The organism is Clostridioides sp. ES-S-0006-03 (assembly GCF_020662275.1).
Taxonomy (GTDB): Bacteria; Bacillota; Clostridia; order Peptostreptococcales; family Peptostreptococcaceae; genus Clostridioides.
Window position 1 is genome coordinate 18,813 of record NZ_JADGMM010000001.1, and the last position, 20,063, is coordinate 38,875.

Annotated in this window: 16 protein-coding genes, 1 riboswitch and 1 other annotated feature; of the genes, 13 read left to right on the plus strand and 3 right to left on the minus strand. The window is 28.7% G+C overall.

All coding sequences use genetic code 11. From position 1 onward, the window contains the following. The first annotated feature begins 26 nt into the window (after nt 1-26). The 3 genes from IR151_RS00085 to IR151_RS00095 all read left to right on the plus strand — a co-directional run bounded on the left by IR151_RS00085 (nt 27) and on the right by IR151_RS00095 (nt 3,083). Nucleotides 27-809 (plus strand): shikimate kinase, encoded by a 783-nt coding sequence (locus IR151_RS00085; RefSeq protein WP_227432361.1) that lies wholly within the window; start codon nt 27-29, stop codon nt 807-809. A 171-nt stretch (nt 810-980) separates the two neighbouring features. Next, nucleotides 981-2,846: an HIRAN domain-containing protein gene (locus tag IR151_RS20325; RefSeq protein WP_227432362.1), complete on the plus strand. Its 1,866-nt coding sequence runs from the start codon at nt 981-983 to the stop codon at nt 2,844-2,846. Between the two features lie 69 nt (nt 2,847-2,915). Next, entirely contained in the window at nt 2,916-3,083 is a 168-nt protein-coding gene (locus IR151_RS00095; protein ID WP_227432363.1) for a hypothetical protein, read from the plus strand. Between the two features lie 367 nt (nt 3,084-3,450). Here IR151_RS00095 and IR151_RS00100 read toward each other — a convergent pair whose 3' ends face one another. Together IR151_RS00100 and IR151_RS00105 are read right to left on the minus strand one after the other, a co-directional pair. Then, complete coding sequence (locus IR151_RS00100) at nt 3,451-4,815, minus strand: amidohydrolase (RefSeq protein WP_227432364.1); 1,365 nt, start codon at nt 4,813-4,815, stop codon at nt 3,451-3,453. 155 nt (nt 4,816-4,970) lie between these two features. After that, nucleotides 4,971-6,314: an NCS2 family permease gene (locus IR151_RS00105; RefSeq protein ID WP_227432365.1), complete on the minus strand. Its 1,344-nt coding sequence runs from the start codon at nt 6,312-6,314 to the stop codon at nt 4,971-4,973. A gap of 71 nt (nt 6,315-6,385) precedes the next feature. Continuing rightward, nucleotides 6,386-6,487: riboswitch (purine riboswitch) on the minus strand. A gap of 333 nt (nt 6,488-6,820) precedes the next feature. On the opposite strand from IR151_RS00105, the gene IR151_RS00110 reads away from it, so the two are divergent. The 3 genes from IR151_RS00110 (at nt 6,821) to IR151_RS00120 (ending at nt 10,277) form a co-directional block, all read left to right on the plus strand. After that, the gene (locus IR151_RS00110) at nt 6,821-7,474 is read left to right on the plus strand and encodes a pentapeptide repeat-containing protein (RefSeq protein ID WP_227432366.1); all 654 of its coding nucleotides are present in this window, start codon (nt 6,821-6,823) and stop codon (nt 7,472-7,474) included. 140 nt (nt 7,475-7,614) lie between these two features. Next, nucleotides 7,615-8,886, plus strand: a complete 1,272-nt coding sequence (gene brnQ, locus IR151_RS00115; RefSeq protein WP_227432748.1) for a branched-chain amino acid transport system II carrier protein — start codon at nt 7,615-7,617, stop codon at nt 8,884-8,886. A 203-nt stretch (nt 8,887-9,089) separates the two neighbouring features. Beyond that, on the plus strand, nt 9,090-10,277 hold the full coding sequence (locus tag IR151_RS00120; protein ID WP_227432367.1) for a DUF3798 domain-containing protein: 1,188 nt from the start codon (nt 9,090-9,092) through the stop codon (nt 10,275-10,277). 151 nt (nt 10,278-10,428) lie between these two features. Here IR151_RS00120 and IR151_RS00125 read toward each other — a convergent pair whose 3' ends face one another. Continuing rightward, nucleotides 10,429-12,453, minus strand: coding sequence for a sigma 54-interacting transcriptional regulator (locus IR151_RS00125; protein WP_227432368.1), 2,025 nt, complete (start codon nt 12,451-12,453; stop codon nt 10,429-10,431). Between the two features lie 387 nt (nt 12,454-12,840). Here IR151_RS00125 and IR151_RS00130 point away from each other — a divergent pair, with 387 nt between their 5' ends. The 7 genes from IR151_RS00130 to IR151_RS00160 all read left to right on the plus strand — a co-directional run bounded on the left by IR151_RS00130 (nt 12,841) and on the right by IR151_RS00160 (nt 20,059). Continuing rightward, nucleotides 12,841-13,509 (plus strand): nucleoside recognition domain-containing protein, encoded by a 669-nt coding sequence (locus IR151_RS00130; protein WP_227432369.1) that lies wholly within the window; start codon nt 12,841-12,843, stop codon nt 13,507-13,509. 1 nt (nt 13,510) lies between these two features. Continuing rightward, a complete protein-coding gene (locus IR151_RS00135; RefSeq protein ID WP_227432370.1) occupies nt 13,511-13,996 on the plus strand; it encodes a YjiG family protein in 486 nt (161 codons plus the stop codon). Nucleotides 13,997-14,055: 59 nt separating this feature from the next. After that, nucleotides 14,056-15,177, plus strand: a complete 1,122-nt coding sequence (locus IR151_RS00140) for a M20 peptidase aminoacylase family protein (RefSeq protein ID WP_227432371.1) — start codon at nt 14,056-14,058, stop codon at nt 15,175-15,177. A gap of 283 nt (nt 15,178-15,460) precedes the next feature. Further along, a complete protein-coding gene (locus tag IR151_RS00145) occupies nt 15,461-16,651 on the plus strand; it encodes a MalY/PatB family protein (RefSeq protein WP_227432372.1) in 1,191 nt (396 codons plus the stop codon). Nucleotides 16,652-16,788: 137 nt separating this feature from the next. Continuing rightward, nucleotides 16,789-17,044: a binding site (T-box leader), on the plus strand. Between the two features lie 58 nt (nt 17,045-17,102). Beyond that, nucleotides 17,103-18,104 (plus strand): aspartate--ammonia ligase, encoded by a 1,002-nt coding sequence (gene asnA, locus IR151_RS00150; protein WP_227432373.1) that lies wholly within the window; start codon nt 17,103-17,105, stop codon nt 18,102-18,104. A 191-nt stretch (nt 18,105-18,295) separates the two neighbouring features. Further along, on the plus strand, nt 18,296-18,685 hold the full coding sequence (locus tag IR151_RS00155) for a YkvA family protein (RefSeq protein ID WP_227432374.1): 390 nt from the start codon (nt 18,296-18,298) through the stop codon (nt 18,683-18,685). 162 nt (nt 18,686-18,847) lie between these two features. Further along, entirely contained in the window at nt 18,848-20,059 is a 1,212-nt protein-coding gene (locus tag IR151_RS00160; protein ID WP_227432375.1) for a dicarboxylate/amino acid:cation symporter, read from the plus strand. Nucleotides 20,060-20,063 lie beyond the last annotated feature (4 nt).

A 20,063-nucleotide genomic window follows, 5' to 3' on the forward strand; every position in this document is an offset into this window, starting at 1 on the left:
ACATGTCTGAAAGAAGAGGTGTGACAATGGAAAATATAGAAAAAATAAGAGAAAAAATAGACTTATATGATGATGAGCTGATTGATTTACTTGAGAAAAGAATGGAATGTATAAAAGGTATTATTGATATTAAAAAGGAAAAAGGTCTTCCCATTTTACAGCCAGACTATGAAAATAAAAAAGAAGTAGCATTAATTGAGAAGCTAAAAGGTCATAAGTTTGAAGATGAAATTATAGATATTTTCAGATATGTAGTAAAAAATAGTAAGAAAATACAGGCTAAAAATTTATTCTCTTACAATATAATGCTTGTTGGATTTATGGGGGTCGGAAAAAGCACTGTATCATCATACTTGAGTCATTTATTAGAAATGGAGCAAGTAGAAACAGATGCATATATAGTTGAGCATCAAGGGATGAGTATTTCTGAAATATTTGAAAAACGAGGAGAAGAATATTTTAGAAATCTTGAAAGCCAAGCATTAATAAATTTACAACAAAGAGAAGGACTAGTTGTTTCCTGTGGGGGAGGAATCGTACTTAGAGATAAAAATGTAGAATATATGAAAAAAAGTGGAAGAATTGTTTTATTAACAGCAAGTCCAGAAACTATTCTTCAACGTGTTAAACATAGTGATGAAAGACCAATACTTAATAATAATATGAATGTTGAATTTATATCTGATTTGATGAAAAGACGAGAAGAGAAATATATGGCATCAGCAGATATTATTGTAAAAACAGATAATAAAACAATAAAAGAAATTTGTGAAGAGTTGGTCGTAAAGTTAACGGAACTTGATAAATAAATTCTAATTTAACAAAACCATTGTTAAGCGATGAAACTTTAATATTTGTACAATTAGTATTACTGGAAATTTTAATTTCTAGTAATATTTTTTTATGTGTAAAAATGTAAATTCATTAAAATAAGTAGTATAATCAATATAAATTATAATAATGTAAAGGAGGATAATTTAGTGGGTAGTATTTTTAAGCAACTACAAAAGATTAAGGATTATGATGGATATAAAGAATCATTTGAAATGAATTATTTATGTATATACGAAAAGATACCTTTAAGAGAACAAGTAGAACTTGCAAATAATTTGGTAGAGAATATTTTAAATATTTATAGAAGTGAATCTAATAAAATTGACCTGTTAGAAGAGTATAGTCATAAGTCTCTAATTTGTTATTTTGAAATTTTTATGAAAAAGATAAACACTCTAATAAAAGAGCGAATAATTGATGAAAAGTGGTTATATCAGCTAACAGAGGATTTAATATATACAAGTGAAAAAGATGAGTATGTAAAACTTGGGCTTGTTTTAAGTGAAAATTATTTAGATGTAGATAATATAAGAGAAATAGTGGATACATTTTCTAAATCTGGAGAATACATATTTTACTTAAGTAATACTATTAGAAAACTTGAGTTTTACAATACATATTTGTTTAATCTATCTAGAATATCTACAGGCTCAATAAAAGTATTTGCCATTGTCAATATGGAAAATCTAGATTCTGAAATAACCTCTTATTTAATTGAAGAAGGATATAAAGATAAAAAATATGAAGGATTACTAATGAACTATATTATTTCTACAGTAGATTTAAGCGAATATCTTGAAAGACGAGATTTAGATAAAGATAAGGTAAACAACTTAGCATATCTTATATGCAATTATTTGTTAAGTGTAGAATTTAAATATATAGGGAATAAAGTGGAATTAGTGAATCAATTTCTTCCAATTGTAGCAAGCTATGGGACTAACTTTGATAGTCTGTATTCTATTTTTTTAATAGCAGTAGGTGTTTTAGAGGATGACAAAGTAAGTTGTGATAAAGTTGAATTTAAGAAAGAAATGAATAATGTTTTACTCAGTGAAAAGTGGAAAAGTATATTCTTTAAAGCATTAAATGAAGCTGATGGAAAAACAGAAGATATGATAAAAATGTCAGAAATCTATGATGTACGTTTATCTTTTGATGATTTATTACCATATTTAAATAAAGATATTCGAGATTTTGAGGTATATTGGCATATATCTAAAAAGGGAAGTGCAAGCTGTAAGTTGAAGTTATTAGATTTTTTTGAAAAAACATTTAAAACAGAAGAGTTAATTGGAAAAATGGAAGATATAGAAAAAAATAAATTAACACAAGAATATTATGATGATATGTTATTTTTCATTGTCCTTAAAGGTAGTAAATCACTGTACCCTAAAGGGAAAAATTTATCTTTAAAAGGACTTTTTGGAAACATAAATGAAGTACGTAAGGAATCTATAAATATTTTGAAGAGGTATAGAGAGAGACTTTCTCTTAAAGAAATGCAAATAGTTAAAGAAGCTTATGAAAAAGAAAAAAATATCAAATTAAAAGATGAGTTAAGACGATTGTTATATGAAAGTAATAATTTAAAAAAAGAATTTGTAAATACTAAAAAGCTGAAGGTAAATGAGCATGGTAAAGACATTTATTTGATTTCAGTAGCTGTTGCTGGCTCAAGGTTTAGAAATAGAGAATATTTAGAAAAGGAATTGGAGAAGAGTAAGATATACTATCTAAAAAGAGAGAAAGATAATTTATATGATGAAAATGCTATTAAAATAGTTGGAGAAACTGGGTATGTAATAGGTTATGTTCCAAGAAAAGATAATTATATTTTGAGTAATTTATTAGATGGAGGAAAACTTTTGTATTGTAGAGTAACTGAATACAATTTAGATGAAGATTATATTTACATAAACGTATATTTAAGTTATAAAGACGTGATTGAAACTGTTGAAAATTCACTTAAAATGGTATTAGATAGAAGTAAGGTAAAAGTTATAAACTAAATAATATTATGAATTATATGAAATTTAAACTGTAATCAATCTTCACTTGATGATGGGTTATATAAAATTTTGAAAGTACAATGGATAGAATCTATGTCACAATGTACAATCTTAGATGAGGGCGAATTTAGTGGTTATGTAGGCTTTGACGAGTGTAATGGAAATAGATTTTGGACAAAAGAGGAAATAGAATCCTTGACATTTATACCAGAAATATATAAAAGCAGTTATGGATAATTTGAATTAATGGACTTATGTGATAAACAAGAATACATATGAGCTTTTATTTATAAATCAAAACATATTGAGTATAGCTCCAAACACAGAGATAAATCAATTGTGTTATAAGGTATTTTAGAATAGAGATAAACCATGTGAAGTTTGTCCAATGAATGAACAAAAAAGTGCGTGCCTAATGTGTTGTAATGATATAACTAAGTATAAAAAAATGAATCTAAATCTGAACCTAACTGTTAGTGATGTATTTATAATATAATAGCTATTTTTATTTTAATAAAATATAGCATAAAGAAACCAATTGTTTTGTAAGTAGACTATACAAGTTTACTTGAACCTGTATCTCTACAAAACAATTGGTTTTATTCTATTTTATAATTTTAAATTTAGAAGGAATTTTAACTTCTGATTTTTCTTTTATTTTAGAAGCTTGTTTTTTAACTTTTTCCAATAACTCAGATTCGTTTACAACTAATACCTTTCTTTCTTTCATAAGCCACTTTCCATCACAAATTGTAGAATCTACATTTTCGCTAGTCATAGAATACACTATGTTTCCAATTGGATTATGCATTGGTAAGCAATGAATTGTATCTGGATTAAGAATAATCATATCTGCTTTTTTGCCAACTTCAAGACTGCCAATTTCTTTTTCAAGTAAAGCACATTTTGCTCCATTTATAGTAGCCATTTCTAATATTTGTTCAGCTGGAATAACTGTTGGATTTAAAGTTCTTCCTTTATGTATTAATGAAGTTAAATACATATCTCTCATTAAATCCATTCTATTATTTGAAGGAGCCCCATCAGTACCAATTGAGACTGGAATTCCTTTTTCTAGCATTTCAGGAATTGATGCAAAACCTAGTACTACTTTCATAGCTGCACCAGGGTTATGAGAAACTTTTACATCATGTAATCTGAATAAATCAATTTCTTTATGCGTAAGCCAAACTGTATGAGCAGCTAAAAGGTTTGGCCCCAAAACACCTAACTTATCAAGATATTCAACTGTTCCAACTCCAGTATTTTGTTTTACAAATGAAATTTCATCAGCTATTTCAGCTACATGCATATGTATACCTGTGTTGTATTTGTCAGCTAATTGTTTAGTTCTAACAAGTAAATCCTCAGTTGTATTAAAAATAGTTCTTAAAGCAAACCATATTTTAATTCTTTCATTAGATGTATTATTAAACTTATGGTATAAATCTAATTGAGTGTTGATTTCTTCATCAGTAGTTTTTTGCCATGCTTCAGGAAGACCATCTCCTGTATCCATAACTGATTTAGCTAGACATGCTCTAATTCCAGTTTTATCAACAGCTTCAACCATAGCATCGACATATTGACCACCAGACTCTAAAAATGTAGTGACACCAGATTTTATTAGTTCTACACAACATGCAGTAGATGAGATTAAAGAATCTTCGTAATTAAAGCTACTTTCATATGGCCAGATTCTTTCTCTAAGCCATGTTAAAAGAACAACATCATCAGAAAGACCACGACCTAATTGTTGAGATAAGTGAACGTGTGTATTGACTAATCCTGGCATTAATATTTTTCCATTAGCATCGTATATTTCAGCATCTTTATCTACAATATTATTATCAAATTTCCCAACTTTTTTTATAATATTGTCTTCAATAAGTATACTTCCATTCTCATATACTTCTCTATCTGTATTCATAGTGATTAGATATGCATTTTTTATAAGTAATTGTGACATAAATATCATCCCTTTTCTATGTATTTTTCTATCTATATATTATGATAATAAATTTTATATATAAAGTTAATAGCAAAATCAATTTAGATATAAAATTGATTTTGCTATTTTTAAATTAAAAATAAATAAGCTTTTAATATATCAAAATTAAAATACTAACTTAGTACTAAGTTTACAACTGCAAGTATACCTATAACCCAAAGTGTTATACTAATCTTATCAGTTTCTTTAGCTACAACATGCATTATTATATATGAAATAAATCCAAAACACAAACCAATACTTATACTATAAGTTAGAGGCATCAATAAAACTGTAACAAAAGCAGGGACTGCTATTTTACTATCAGCAAAATCGATTTGTTTTATACTTTCAAACATAAATACACCAACCATGACAAGTGCAGGTGCTGCAGCATAAGTAGGAACTATACCAAGTAATGGTGTAAATATAAGTGTAGCTAAGAATAATGCCGCTGTTACTACAGAAGCAAGTCCAGTTCTTGCACCTGCTGCTATACCAGAAGCCGATTCTCCAAATGTTGTAACTGTACTAGTTCCTAAAAACGAACCTATTAAAGTAGAAGAAACATCTGCATATAACATTTTTCCAAGGTCCTTTATTTCTCCATTTTCATCTTCAAGACCCATCTGTTTGCAACAAGTGATAAGGAATGCTAACGAATCAAACATGTCTATAAACATGAAAGAGAAGATAGGTCCAATTAATGAGAATTTTAACGCTCCTATAATATCTAATTTAAAAGCAATTGGTGCTATACTTGGTGGTGTTGAGATTATTGCTGTTGGTAATTCTACAAATCCACATATAATAGATATTACTGTTGCGACTACTATACTTATTAATATTCCACCTTTAATTTTTTTGTATTCTAATATTGCCATTAAGATAAGTGCAAAAAGAGCTATTAAAACTGTTGGTGTAAAATCTGCAAGTGAAACTATTGTATCTGGGTTTGCAATTATAACCCCCATGTTTTTTAAACCAACAAAAGCAAGGAAAAGACCTATACCTGCTGAAGATGCTACTGCTAATTCTCGAGGAATTGCATCAGCAATTGTCTTTCGTAAACCTGTTACTGCGAGTGTGAAGAATACACATCCAGATAAGAATACAACTCCAAGACCTGTTTGCCATGGAATTCCTGCTCCTATAACCAATGAATATGTGAAGAATGCATTTAGACCCATACCAGGTGCTAGTGCAAATGGTGCATTTCCTAAAATTGCAAATATCAGTGTACCAATGGCTGTAGCTAATATAGTAACTGTTATAAGTGCTGCTTTATCCATGCCAGCTTCAGATAATATTGCTGGATTTACGAAAACTATGTATGCCATTGTTAAGAATGTAGTAACCCCACCTATTACTTCTGTCTTAAGGTTAGAGCCACGTTCGCTGAATTTAAACATCTTGTCTAAAAAGCTTAATGATGAATTATTTCCATCTGGTTGTACATTATTAGTGTTTGGTACCATTTTTACCTCCAAAAAACTTTAAAATATAAACAAAAAAATATATATTCATATAGATAGAATAGAATATATATTAAAGTTAACATTCTATTCATAGAAAACTCATTTAAGGTGAGTTTGTAGAGACTATTAGACCATATTACTAATATTATATGAACATTTTCTATTTGTTTTTCTGTTGTATTATATCGTAATATTGTATTATTTACAATAAATTTAAAGAAATTATTCGTTTTTTTTGTCGATTTTATAAAAAACCGAGGTCATTTTTTATAAAGAATAATTATTTCTAAAGATAAATGTTACAGAAGTATAATAAATGTTATACTTCTGTAACACTTATGCTATTAATGGAAATTCATTATAAATAAGTTTGTGATATAATTATAAATGTACTGAATACAAGAATATTTCGTAAAAACTTTTTAATATATTGAAAGTACATATAATAGCTTAATATAATAATAAAAACGAGTTTAAAAATAATATAATTTATAGTGGAGGAGAAAATGACTAAGATTATTAAAGTACAAAAGCCTAAATTTACAGGGGAATTAGAAAATGTTGAAAATATTGAAGTTATATTAGATGATATATTCAATGATGAAAAAATATTTAATAAAACTATAGAAAATGAGGTTATAAGTGATTTAGATATTACAGGAGCAAGTTTTGAATCTTGTATATTTAGAAATGTATCCTTTGAAAATTGTAATTTGAAAAAGATTGACTTACTTGATGTAGTATTTGAAAACTGTAATTTATCCAATACGTCTTTCTATGGAGGAAGTATATACAGAGTTGAATTTAAAGACAGCAAATTAATAGGAGTTAGATTGGATGATTGTATACTTAAAAACGTATTGTTTAAGGATGTTTTAGGTAGATATTCTAACTTCTCGTTTTCTAAGTTCAAGATAGTTTCTATTTTAGATTCAAATTTTGAAAGTTCTGTGTTTCAGGAAGTAAAAAATGAAAATTTAGTATTCGAGTATACAAATTTAAAAAAATCGAATTTTAATGGAACTAAACTTTCTGGAGTAGATTTTACTACTAATAATATTGAAGGTATTGAAGTAGGAATAAATGATATTAGGGGAGCTTGTTTTGATGTGTCGCAAGCAATTGATTTAACAAAACTGATGGGAATTATCATAAAATGAAAATTATATGCAAATATTAAATTGGGAAAACGTTAACAATATGAGAATTTTTACCAGATTGACATTTTTATGAAAATAAAGTAAGATTATCTTAATATTCAAAATATTTTCAAAGGGGGTAGTTTGGTGTGAGTAAGCAGATGAGAGATATTTTTATAGTTGGTTTTGCTTTGTTCTCTATGTTCTTTGGCGCAGGAAATCTTATGTTCCCTCCATTTTTAGGAATGGAATCCGGTAAAGACTGGTTAATTCCTCTTGTTGGCTTTGTTGTTGCAGATGCTGGTATAGCAATGCTTGTTATCATAGCAACAGCAAGATGTAAAGGAAGCATGGATGATGTACTTAGAAGAGCAGGTAAAGGATTAGCAAGAGTAATGAGTGTAGCTGCTCTAGCATGTTTAGCACTTCTTGTTATACCAAGAACTTGTGCAACAACATATGAAATGGGTATTATACCTATATTTGGAGACCATGGAACAGTAGCTAAAGCAGTATTTTCAGTAATATTCTTTGGTTTGACTTTAGCATTTACGATTAGGTCTTCTAAAGTTATAGACATAATAGGTAAATATTTAACTCCAGCGTTATTATTAGTATTATTTGTTCTAATTGTAAAAGGGATAATATCTCCAGCAGGACCTATGAGTCCAGAACATATGATAGATAAAAATCTATTTGGTGAAGGTATATCACAAGGTTATCAAACAATGGATGCTCTAGGTGCAGCGTCTATGGCTACTATAATGTTAATGTCTATAGTGGCTAAAGGATATACATCAGATAAAGACCAAATAGGTATGACTATTAAAGCTGGTTTTGTAGCCTGTGTATTCCTTGCATTAGTATATGGTGGTCTTACTTATCTAGGAGCAACAGCTTCAACTTTATATGATACTAGCATACCTCAAGCATCTTTATTGGTTGAGATAACTAGTATACTATTATATGGTCAAGTAGGAAAGATAATTTTAGGTGTAATTGTAGCACTTGCCTGTTTAACTACTTCTACAGGTCTAACAGCATCAATTTCAACTTATTTTGAAGGAATAAGTAAAGCAACTTATAAACAACTAGTTATCGGTATATGTGTGGCTAGTATGCTTATATCTAATTTAGGTGTTGATGCTATAATAGCTATATCAGTTCCAATTCTACAAACTATATATCCTGTTTTATTGGCAATAGTTATCATGGAATTAGCTGGTAAGCATATAAAAAATGATAATGCATTTAAGGGTGCAGCATATGTTACATTACTAGTTAGTGTATTATCAGCTGTAAATGGAATGACAGGAGCTGTTCCATTTATACAAAGTTTACCACTTGCAGGTTTGGGCTTTAACTGGGTAATACCAGCTATATTGGGTGGAATAGTTGGTAACTTCATAAAAAGCAAAAAACAAATAGCATAATAATTTATAATTAATTTAATTTTATAATATATAATTTTTTTAGTACTATGGGTAGATTTAATCAAAATCTAATCTACCTATAGTATTTTTTAGATTGGATTATAATAGTTAGCATATAATTTTTTTATAATATAATTTTTCTTTGAAGTATGATAAAATTAGTAATAGTGATAAGAAAGTACAAATTTAGGAGGTTTTAACTAATGCTTAAAAAAATAACAGCACTTATGCTATCTATATGTTTAATTATTGGGATTACAGGGTGTAGTTTAGTTACAGGCAAAAATGATAAAGAGAAAATCATTGATGATTTCAAAGTTGCAGTAGTAACTCAGCCATTATCTGAAAATAAAGTACAATACAGTATAGTAGAAGATTTAGCAAAAGAGTATAAGGAAGCTAATGAAACTGATAAAGAAAAAGATGGTGAAGCTAGAGTTGAGCGAACTATAAAACATGTTGTGTTGCCAGAAAACTTTACTTCTAATATAGATAAGTCTATAAATGAAATAGTAAAATTGACTGATGATAAAGAAATTCAGGCGATTGTAGTATCAACGGACCAAGCAGGTCTTTTACCAGCATTACAAAAGGTAAAAGAAAAGCGTCCAGAAATAATAACTATCTCAGCTCCTATGGGAGAGGACAAAAACCAATTGAGTCAATATGTAGATGTAAATCTAGGAGTTGACACAGAGGAAAGAGGAAAGTTATTAGTTGAACGTTCAAAGGAACTGGGAGCAAAAGCTTTTATTCATTATGCATCTAAGGATGATTTGAAAGATGCCAATATAGCCAAAAGACTGGAAAAAATTAAAGAGACTTGTAGAAGTTTAGGAATGCAATTTGTACAAGTTGATACACCAAATGTAAATACAGAAGAAGATAAGGGCAAAATGAAGCAATTTTTAAATGAAGATATAGACAAACAGGTTAAGAAGTATGGAAAAGATATAAATGTATTTGGTGTAAATGAGTATATGGATGAAGTTATATTAACTAAAGCTTTAGAGTTAAAATATATAGTTGCAGAGCAAAGTAATCCATCACCAACAGATACATATCCTAGCGTTATGGGATTTAAAATAGCTAAAAAAGATGCTCAAAATTATGACAAGATAAATGATATGATAAGTGAAAAGGCTAAAGCTGCTGGCATGTCAAATAGACTTGGTGGATATCCTATGCCAATGGACGCTTTTATACCATCATTAGCGACTTATCTTGCGACTGAGATGGTACTTCAAGATTTAACACAGGAAGATGTATGTGACCCAGACTATTTAGAGGCGTTTGCAGAATTAAAATTTGGGATTGGTTCAGAGTTTGTACCTTTAACAGATACACTTTATAATTATCAATCAGTAATATTAAATCAATTAATATACTAATATTAAAAGCTATGAAACTAATAATAAAAATTATTACTTCATAGCTTTTTTGCTGAAGGTATCTTTTATTATTTTATAATAAGTTATAGTAAAATAAAATTTATGATTATAAATATAAATTTTGAGGTAGTAAATTTGAATTAATATAAAACTAAAATATATTATTTTCTATAATTTTTATACCTTTTTCGGTGATAGAGCTACCTTTTCTTCCTTTACCAGGAGTTAAATATTCATTAGATGTCAAATATTCTAGCATACTTCTTACTTCATATTCTGTGACATTATGCTCCATAAATTTCATGAGTTTTGATCTTCCCATTGGCTTTATATATAACGATTTTAGGATAGAAACACATATATTTTTATCATATTGATTTAAATCATGAAATATAGAGGTATTTCCTAACATATGATGATTATTTAATTTTGAAGATATATTTTGTGGCAAGTCATTTATCGTAAGTTGATTAGAACCCATATAAGCCATATATTCAATACAATTTCTCAATTCTCTGATATTGCCCATCCAAGTATAAGAATTTAAAGCTTTTAATAGATTTTTATCGAGTTTAATATTTTTATATGGAAGTTCTTTTAAAAACGATTCTAAAAGAAATGGTATATCTTCTAATCTATTTCTAAGAGGAGGCAACTCTAATGTGAACATACTTATCCTGTAAAACAAATCCATTCTAAATTTATTTTCTAAAATTAATTTTTCTAGGTTTTTGTTTGTAGCAGCTAGTATTCTTACATCAATTGGAATAATATTTGTACCACCAATTTTTCTAATTTCCTTTTCTTGTAAAACTCTTAAGAGTTTTACTTGTAAATCATGTGGCATATCTCCTATCTCATCTAAAAATATGGTTCCAGTATGAGCTAATTCAAATAATCCTTTCTTTCCACCCTTTTTTGCTCCAGTAAAAGAACCATCTTCATATCCAAACAGTTCACTTTCAAGCAATTCACTTGGAAGTGAAGCACAATTTATTGCTACAAAAGGTTTATTTTTTCTAGGAGAATGGTTGTGTATTGATTGAGTAAAAGCTTCTTTACCAGTACCTGTTTCACCAGTTATTAGAATAGGGTTATCTGTAAGAGCCATTTTTTTTGCTTTTTTGATACAGTCTTTTATAACAGTGCTATTTCCAATTATATTACTGAACTTATACTTGGCTATATAACCTCTTTTAACAGAGTCACTTCTTATTTTTTGTTCTAGTATTTCTATCTTGCTTACATCTTTTAATGTAATTAAGCAACCTTCTATATTTTTATAAAGATAAAATGGTTTTTTTGATAGTATAAATTTTTTGTCTATTTCATCTATGTATATAATCATATTATCTATGTTTAGATTTTGAGTGATTTTATCCAAAAAACTCTTTGGTAAATATTCCATTAAAGAAGGTGATTTTATGAGCTTTTCATCTAATTCCAACATGCTTAGTAAAGATTTATTTACAAATGTAACCTTGTTGAATGTATTGAAAAATATTAACCCATCTCCAATTTCGTCAATAGTCATATAGAGTATAGTTTTTAATTTAGATATATTATCTAATGATGTATTTAAAAAATCATGACTAAGTATTTCCTTAGATAGCTTGTATAGTTTTTCTATAAACTTCTCGTTTTTTAGCTTTAATACTACTAGTAACGACATATATGTATCTAATGAAATTTTTCTCCAACCTAAGTCAACGATATTTTTTATGTATTTTGGTATAAATCTAGTCTGACCTGGTGTTATAGCTGTATCTAAATCATATATTTCTTCACAGTTTGGGTATGTTGGTACAAAATCGATATGATTTATTCCTATTTTATATAAATAAGTAGCCATTTCAAACGCTGAAGTTTTATTGGTAGTCATAAGTAATGATTTTGTACCTGGAGGTAGTTTCATCATTTTCTCATATCCAAGCTTTGAAAGTGCCTTTGTTCCATGGATAATTTCAATATCTTCCTTGAAATGCTTTATTAAAAAATTACTAGTTAAAGGTGATAGAGAAAGAACTACATCACCCTCTAAATTCTCTCTTATACCATCAAGTATGTTTTGAGTTTCTATACTTATTTCATCTCCAAAAAAGCTTATTAACTCTTCTTTGTAGTGGTCAGCATTTAATTTATCATATGTTATAAGGATTAATTTTTTTCTGTCCATTTTATTTCTCCTAACTAAGGTAATATTTAGTTTGCTTTTTTAAGAGCAGAACAAGTTATATTATACAACAAATAACATGATAAATTTATACATTTAGCTAAATAATAGGATTTTATAGGTTTTTATCCTATAAAATCCTATTTATAAAATTAGTTTGAAAAATTATATAGAAAAATATTTATAATATAAAGATTTTTCTACTGCATGACAATAAAAGATGTATAAATATAAGTTTAAAAAGTTAGCAATTGCAAGCAATTTATATGATGTAAAAAATTAACAATAAAAAAACAAATGAAAAAATATTATTATTAAAGTATTGGCATGGGTTTTGCTTAATGAAAAGGTGTACTAATAAAATTTATTTAAGCAGGAGGGAGAATTTATATGAGCAAGTTAGAATCAACAACAGAAAAAATAGAAGTTAAATGGTATGGGTATGTAGCATTAATATTAGGAGCATTATTCTTTTCAGGAATATTTAAAGATGCACCTGGAGCATTAAAAGTACTAGATTTTAATAATGTATTAGGAAACTTTGGTTCACTGGGGACAGTTAATGATGGTGTAGGTACATTAGCTGCAAACTTCAGAGGGGATGGAGGGACTGGTCCTCGTGATGGATGGCTATATGCATTAACTTTAATACCATCAGTTATGTTTGCACTTGGAATAGTCAGAGTTATAGACCACTTAGATGGTATGAAAGCAGCGCAAAAACTTCTTAGTCCACTATTAAAACCATTACTAGGATTACCTGGATTTGCAGGATTAACTTTAATAGCTAGTTTACAATCTACAGACGCTGCTGCATCTATGACTAAGGAACTTAAAGATGATGGGTATATAGATGAAAAGCAAAAAGCTGTTTTCTGTGCATTTCAGTTTTCTGGAGCATCTGCAATCACAAATTTCTTTGCTTCAGGAGCAGCATTGTTTCCATTTATAGGCGATGTTCCAATATTTATACCACTTGCCTTAATCTTAATTATGAAATTTGTTGGAGCAAACTTACTTAGATTATACTTAAATAAATTCGAAAAGGAGGAAGCTTAATATGAGTGATATAGCAAAAAAAGAGGTGAAAGTTAAAAAAGGAAATGTGATAGATGCATTTATTGGTGGAACTAGAAACGGGTTTCAAATAAGCACAAATTCAATGGCTCCAAATGTTATATTTGGTTTTGCTATAATTTCTATATTCAATTTAACTGGTCTTTTGGATATAATAGGAACAATTTTCACACCTGTCATGAGCATATTTGGACTTCCAGGTGTTGCAGCAACTGCAATAATGACAATATTTATATCAATGGGAGGAGCTTCTGGGGTAATAGCTGGCTTGTTTACAGCAGGTCAAATAAATCAAGCACATGTTGCAATACTTTTACCAATGTTATTACTTTCAGGAGCTCAGATACAGTTTATGGGTAGGTTGTTAGGAACAGCCGAATTAAAAACTAAATACTATCCACATATGTTTATAATAGCAACTTTAAATGGATGTATTGCAATGCTTATAATGAATTATTTTGTAGTATAGACAACATATGGAAAAGAGTAATATAAGGTAAAAATTAAAATTTATGGAGGTATTATATTATGGAAAATAATAAAAGTTATATTGACTATGTACATAAGGTGTATGATTATTTACATACAATTCCAGAAAAAGGATTTGAAGAATACAAGACATCTACATTTATTTTAGAAGAACTTAAAAAAATGGGATTTGAAAATATAGATGAAGGTGTTGCAGGAACTGGCATTATAGTAACAATAGACTCAAAAAAAGAAGGGCCAGTATTTGCGATAAGAGCAGATATAGATGCATTAGAATTTATAATAGATGGAGAAAAGAAAATGATACATGCTTGTGGTCATGATGGTCACACTTCCATGCTTCTAACAGCTGCAAGTTTAATAAAAGAGAGGGACTTAGTAAAAAAAGGAAAACTTAAAATAATTTTTCAACCAGGTGAAGAAAAACTTTATGGAGCATTAAGAGTAATAGATTCTGGTTTATTAGATGATGTTGAAGAGATGGTAGGTATGCATTTAAGACCTGGGCAAGATTGTAGATTAGGAAAGGCCATACCTGCAATGTATCATTGTGCCAGTTGCATAATGGAATTTACTATTAAAGGTATTACTTGTCATGGTTCTAAGCCACACTTAGGTGTAAATGCAGTAGATGCTGTATGTTTAGCAGTAAATGCAATAAATGCAATAAGAGTAAATCCAGCTGTTCCAAATTCTATTAAAGTTACAAATATATCAGTTAAAGGTGAAACATATAATAATATACCAGATGAAGCTTTTATGGCTTTAGATATAAGAGCAGAGAGTAATGAAATAATAGAAGAATTAAAAGAAAAAGCTATTCATGCTATAAAAACCGCTGCAAGTTCTATAAACGCAGAGGCTATATTGCTTTCGAAAGATGGAGTTCCAGCAGCAGAGTTTGATGAAGGTCTTGTAAGTTTAGCTGAAGAGACTATTAAAGATGTACTTGGTGAAGATGCATCTATAGGTGTATTTAAAAACTCTGGTGGGGAAGATTTTCACTATTATACTCAAAAACTAAAATGTAAGACTACATATATTGGACTAGGTGCTGATGCTACACCAGGATTCCACAATCCTAATGTGACGTTTGATACTAAGGCTTTAGAATATGGAGTTGATATCTGGTGCAGACTAGTTGAAAAGAGATTAGGATAAGATTTTAAATTAATTGATTTATATTTAAAATTTTTTAAACTTATGAAAAGAGGTTTTTTATGTTAGTTGTAATATTATTGACGTAAATAGTCTCTTTTTATTTTGTTGTAATGAAGTTATTTTTACAATATCGAAAAAATCTATTGTAGGAAAAATAGGTATATTTTAAATCTATTAAACCAAAAAGTATTATTATTATAGTGTGTAGAGTGGTAAAATGTCCTTAGATTACAAGTAGTGACAAATTTAATATTTATAGAATTTATATTTTTAGGAGGCTTAAATGAGTAAATATAATTTTGATAGAGTTGTAGACAGAGTAGGAACAGACTGTGTAAAGTGGGATTTCAGAACTAATTGTTCACCAAAAGCACAAAAAGATGGTTTACCTTTTTGGATTGCAGATATGGATTTTGAATGTGCAGAACCAATAATAGAAGCATTACATAAAAAAATCGACCATAAAATATTTGGGTATAGTTCTAATAATAGTGACGAATACTTTGATGCAGTTTGTGGATGGTATAAAAGAAGATTTAACTGGGAAGTAAATAGAGAAGATATTGTTTTTAGCCCTGGAGTTGTACCTGCTGTAGCTATTTTAGTAAGAATATTAACAAACTCTGGAGAAGGAGTAATAATTCAAAAACCAGTATATTATCCATTTGAAGCAAAGATAAAAAGCAATAACAGGGAAGTTATAAATAATTCTCTAATATATGAAAATGGAACTTATAGAATGGATTACACTGATTTAGAAGAAAAAGCTAAGTGTGGCAATAATAAAGTACTTATTCTTTGTAGCCCTCACAATCCTGTTGGTAGAGTATGGAGAGAAGAAGAATTAAAAAAAGTCGTAGAAATATGCAAAAAATATGACTTGTGGATAATAGCAGATGAAATACACTCTGACTTAATTCGAAAAGGATTTAAACATATTCCTTTACAATCATTATGCCCAGAATATAAAGAGAAAATAGTCACATGTATAGCTCCAAGTAAGACATTCAATTTAGCTGGAATGCAATTATCCAATATAATAGTGAATAATAAAGAGTTAAAGAAGAAGTATCAATATGAAGTTACAGCTGTTGGAGTTGGTACTTCACCAAATCCTTTTGCTATTGTAGCCACTATAGCAGCATATAATGAAAGTGAAGACTGGCTTGATGAATTAAATGAATATCTAGATAATAATATAAAATTTATTGATGAGTACTTAAAAGAATACTTACCAAAAGTTAAACTTGTTTACCCAGAAGGGACATATCTAGCTTGGCTAGACCTTACTGCTTATGGATTAAATGAAGTAGAACTTGAAGATTTAATGTTTAAAAAAGCCAATGTATTATTTGATGAAGGTTATATATTTGGAAAAGAAGGTATTGGGTTTGAAAGAATAAATGTAGCATGCCCACAATCTCTATTAAAAGAATGTATGGATAGATTAAAAACTACATTTGAAAACTTATAAAACATGGGGAAAAATGTATAAAGTATATAAAAAATAAAAAATAATAAACTTGACAAAATTTAACTAATCACTTATCATACTATTATGAATAAATAGAAAACACAAAAGTTAACTTTTATTAAAGTAAAAATAAAACTTTAAAGACGTTGAAAGGAAGAGTAGGTATAGAATGTAATTAAAGCGAGTTGGTGATGGTGTGAGACCAATATGAAGTCTATAGTGAAGAACATCCTGGAGTTGCTAACTGAAATTTTAAAAGAGTAGGCTTAGTCGGAACCAAACCGTTATCATATTGGGATGTATCGAGTAATATCTGTACATTATGAGCTGGGTTTGAATCTATTTCAAACTAATCAGGGTGGTACCGCGGAAAAGCAACCTTTCGTCCCTTTTTATAGGGATGAGAGGTTTTTTTAATGGAAAAATATATAGAATATAGGGAGTGAATAGTATGAGTACAATAATACCAAAAGATTATAAAAGCAGTCTAAATGTAATTGATACACAAGTAGCCATAAAAAAATTAAAAGATTTCTTTGAAATGAGATTGAGTAATGAGTTAAATCTAATAAGAGTTTCTTCACCACTATTTGTATTGCCTGAAACAGGTGCAAATGATAATTTAAATGGAGAAAAAGCAGTAAGCTTTGATATACCATTTATGGATAAAAATGCAGAAATTGTTCAATCACTTGCAAAATGGAAGAGATTAGCTCTTAAAAAATATGGTTTTGCAGTTGGAAGTGGTTTATATACAGATATGAATGCAATAAGAAAAAATGAAGAACTGGACAATATACATTCTTTATATGTAGACCAATGGGACTGGGAATTAGTTATAGAAAAAAGTAGCAGAAATGAAAAAACTTTAGAAGACGTTGTAAAAAGATTATATGGAGTATTTAAAGATACTGAAATATTTGTGTGTAGTATGTATGAAGGTATAAAAGAAATTTTACCAGAAGAAATAACATTTATAACATCACAGGAATTAGAAGATATGTATCCAGAGTTATCGCCAAAAGATAGAGAAGATAAAATTGTAAAAGATAAAAAAGCTGTATTTATAACACAAATAGGAAAGACATTAGTATCAGGAGAAAAACATGATGGAAGAAGCCCTGATTATGATGATTGGGAATTAAATGGAGATATACTATTTTATAACCCTGTTCTAGATTCTGCATTAGAATTATCATCAATGGGAATTAGAGTTGATGAAGAATCACTAGATAGACAGTTAAAGCTTGCTGGATGTGAAGATAGAAAAGAATTTGATTATCATAAAATGCTTTTAAATGGTGAGCTTCCATATACAATTGGTGGAGGAATTGGTCAATCAAGAATCTGTATGTATTTCTTGCAAAAGGCACATATAGGGGAAGTACAAGTTGGAGTATGGCCACAAGATATGATTGAAAATTTTAGAAACGCAGGAATTGAATTGTTATAATTAAAAATAAATTAATATTATTGTAAAAATTATAAACAATTTAAAATACTTAAGTTATTATATAACTGTCCATATGTAATCAATACAATTTAAGTATAAACTAATTAATAAAATTTATATCTAAAATATTCATCAAATTAATTATATCGGTTATAATGTAGAGTAACCTATGATTATAAGAGGTGATAAATATGGAACTTTTAAAAAGAGTTATTGATATAATTTTAGATACTTTAAAAAAAATTTTAGTAAGATTTAAAAATGCTAAGTTTGGATTACTTTTTATATTTGATTTACTTAAACTACCAGATTTTATGACAGATAAAAGAATAAATATAATTGATAAGGTCAAAGTAGTTTCTGTATTAGTTTTTACTGTATCCTACTTTGTATCTGGTATTGATATAATACCTGAAATGCTCGCTGGAGCATTTGGATTTATAGATGATGCTATAGTATTAATTTGGAGTATAGGTATTGTGAATGAAGAAATTAATAAGTACAGAATCATTGCAAAACAGGATAAACATTCAAATATAATTGAAAATGTAGAATTTTCTATAAAAGATGAAGAAGAATAACATTTTATAAGTGTTATTCTTTTTATTATTAACAAAAAATGGTTAAAATGTTGACGGAGAGATAAAACTCTATTATCATAAGAAGTGGGGGGATTCAATGATTGACAAAGTATTCAATGTACAAGAATACTTAATCTAAAAAAATTTATGGAGGGAAAAATTATGAGTAAGAAAAAGATAGGTTTAGTGCCTAAACTAATCATCGGTATCATAGTCGGTATTTTAATCGGAAGTTATGCACCAGAAATAATAGTTCAAATATTAGTAACAGTTAGTACTTTATTCTCAGCATTCTTAAAGTTTGTCATACCATTTATAATTATAGGATTTGTAACAGCAGGGATAGCTGATTTAGCAACAGGAGCAGGAAAGTTATTAGGAATAACTACAGGAATAGCATATGGTTCTACTTTAATTGCAGGAGTATTGTCATTTGCAGTATCTATGTTAATATTTCCAAATTTTATTGATGCAAGTGTAGCAAGTCAAATTGGAGACCCAGAAACAGGAATGTTAGCACCAATATTTACAATTCCACTAGAGCCTATGGTAGATGTAACAGCAGCAATAGTGTTTGCATTTGTAATGGGACTTGGAATATCAGCTTTAAGAAATCATGGAAAAGGAGAAGTTCTATTTAATTTCTTCCAAGAATTCCAAGAAATAGTAACGAAAACGTTGTCAACAGTAATTATACCCTTATTACCATTATATATAGCAGGAACTTTTGCAAATATAACTATAGCAGGACAAGTATGGACAATATTAGGAGTATTCTGGAAAGTTTATTTAGTTGTAATACCATTACACTTTGTATACATGGCATGTCAATTCACAGCAGCAGGAGCATTCTCAGGAAAGAATCCAATCAAAATGTTAAAAAATCAAATACCTGGATATTTAACAGCTATAGGTACTCAATCTTCAGCAGCAACTATACCAGTTAACGTTGGTTGTGCAGAAAACAATGGTGTAAGTAAACAAATAAGAGAATTCGTTGTACCTCTTTGTGCAACAATACATCTATCAGGTAGTATGATATCTATAACTGGATTTACAACAGCAGTTTTAATGATGAATGGTATGCCTCATGGAATCAATGTATTATTCCCTTACATTGCAATGTTGGGGATAGCAATGGTTGCAGCACCAGGAGCACCAGGAGGAGCTATAATGAGTGCACTTCCTTTCTTACCAATGGTTGGAATACCATCAGATGGTGGTCTTGCGAGCTTAATGATAGCTTTATACTTAACTCAAGATAGTTTTGGTACAGCATGTAATGTATCAGGAGATAATGCAATAGCAGTAGTTGTCGATAAAATAAATGATGGAATGAGTAAAAAAGGAAATAAAGAAAAGCAAAGTGCTTAATTTC

Bases quoted from the DNA above. Each gene is read 5' to 3' on its own strand.
- IR151_RS00120 (WP_227432367.1), top strand. From the start codon at position 9,090: ATGCTTAAAAAAATAACAGCACTTATGCTATCTATATGTTTAATTATT.
- brnQ (WP_227432748.1), top strand. From the start codon at position 7,615: ATGAGAGATATTTTTATAGTTGGTTTTGCTTTGTTCTCTATGTTCTTT.
- IR151_RS00140 (WP_227432371.1), top strand. From the start codon at position 14,056: ATGGAAAATAATAAAAGTTATATTGACTATGTACATAAGGTGTATGAT.
- IR151_RS00130 (WP_227432369.1), top strand. From the start codon at position 12,841: ATGAGCAAGTTAGAATCAACAACAGAAAAAATAGAAGTTAAATGGTAT.
- IR151_RS00155 (WP_227432374.1), top strand. From the start codon at position 18,296: ATGGAACTTTTAAAAAGAGTTATTGATATAATTTTAGATACTTTAAAA.
- IR151_RS00145 (WP_227432372.1), top strand. From the start codon at position 15,461: ATGAGTAAATATAATTTTGATAGAGTTGTAGACAGAGTAGGAACAGAC.
- IR151_RS00085 (WP_227432361.1), top strand. From the start codon at position 27: ATGGAAAATATAGAAAAAATAAGAGAAAAAATAGACTTATATGATGAT.
- IR151_RS00160 (WP_227432375.1), top strand. From the start codon at position 18,848: ATGAGTAAGAAAAAGATAGGTTTAGTGCCTAAACTAATCATCGGTATC.
- IR151_RS00135 (WP_227432370.1), top strand. From the start codon at position 13,511: ATGAGTGATATAGCAAAAAAAGAGGTGAAAGTTAAAAAAGGAAATGTG.
- IR151_RS00100 (WP_227432364.1), bottom strand. From the start codon at position 4,815: ATGTCACAATTACTTATAAAAAATGCATATCTAATCACTATGAATACA.
- IR151_RS00110 (WP_227432366.1), top strand. From the start codon at position 6,821: ATGACTAAGATTATTAAAGTACAAAAGCCTAAATTTACAGGGGAATTA.
- asnA (WP_227432373.1), top strand. From the start codon at position 17,103: ATGAGTACAATAATACCAAAAGATTATAAAAGCAGTCTAAATGTAATT.
- IR151_RS00105 (WP_227432365.1), bottom strand. From the start codon at position 6,314: ATGGTACCAAACACTAATAATGTACAACCAGATGGAAATAATTCATCA.
- IR151_RS00125 (WP_227432368.1), bottom strand. From the start codon at position 12,453: ATGGACAGAAAAAAATTAATCCTTATAACATATGATAAATTAAATGCT.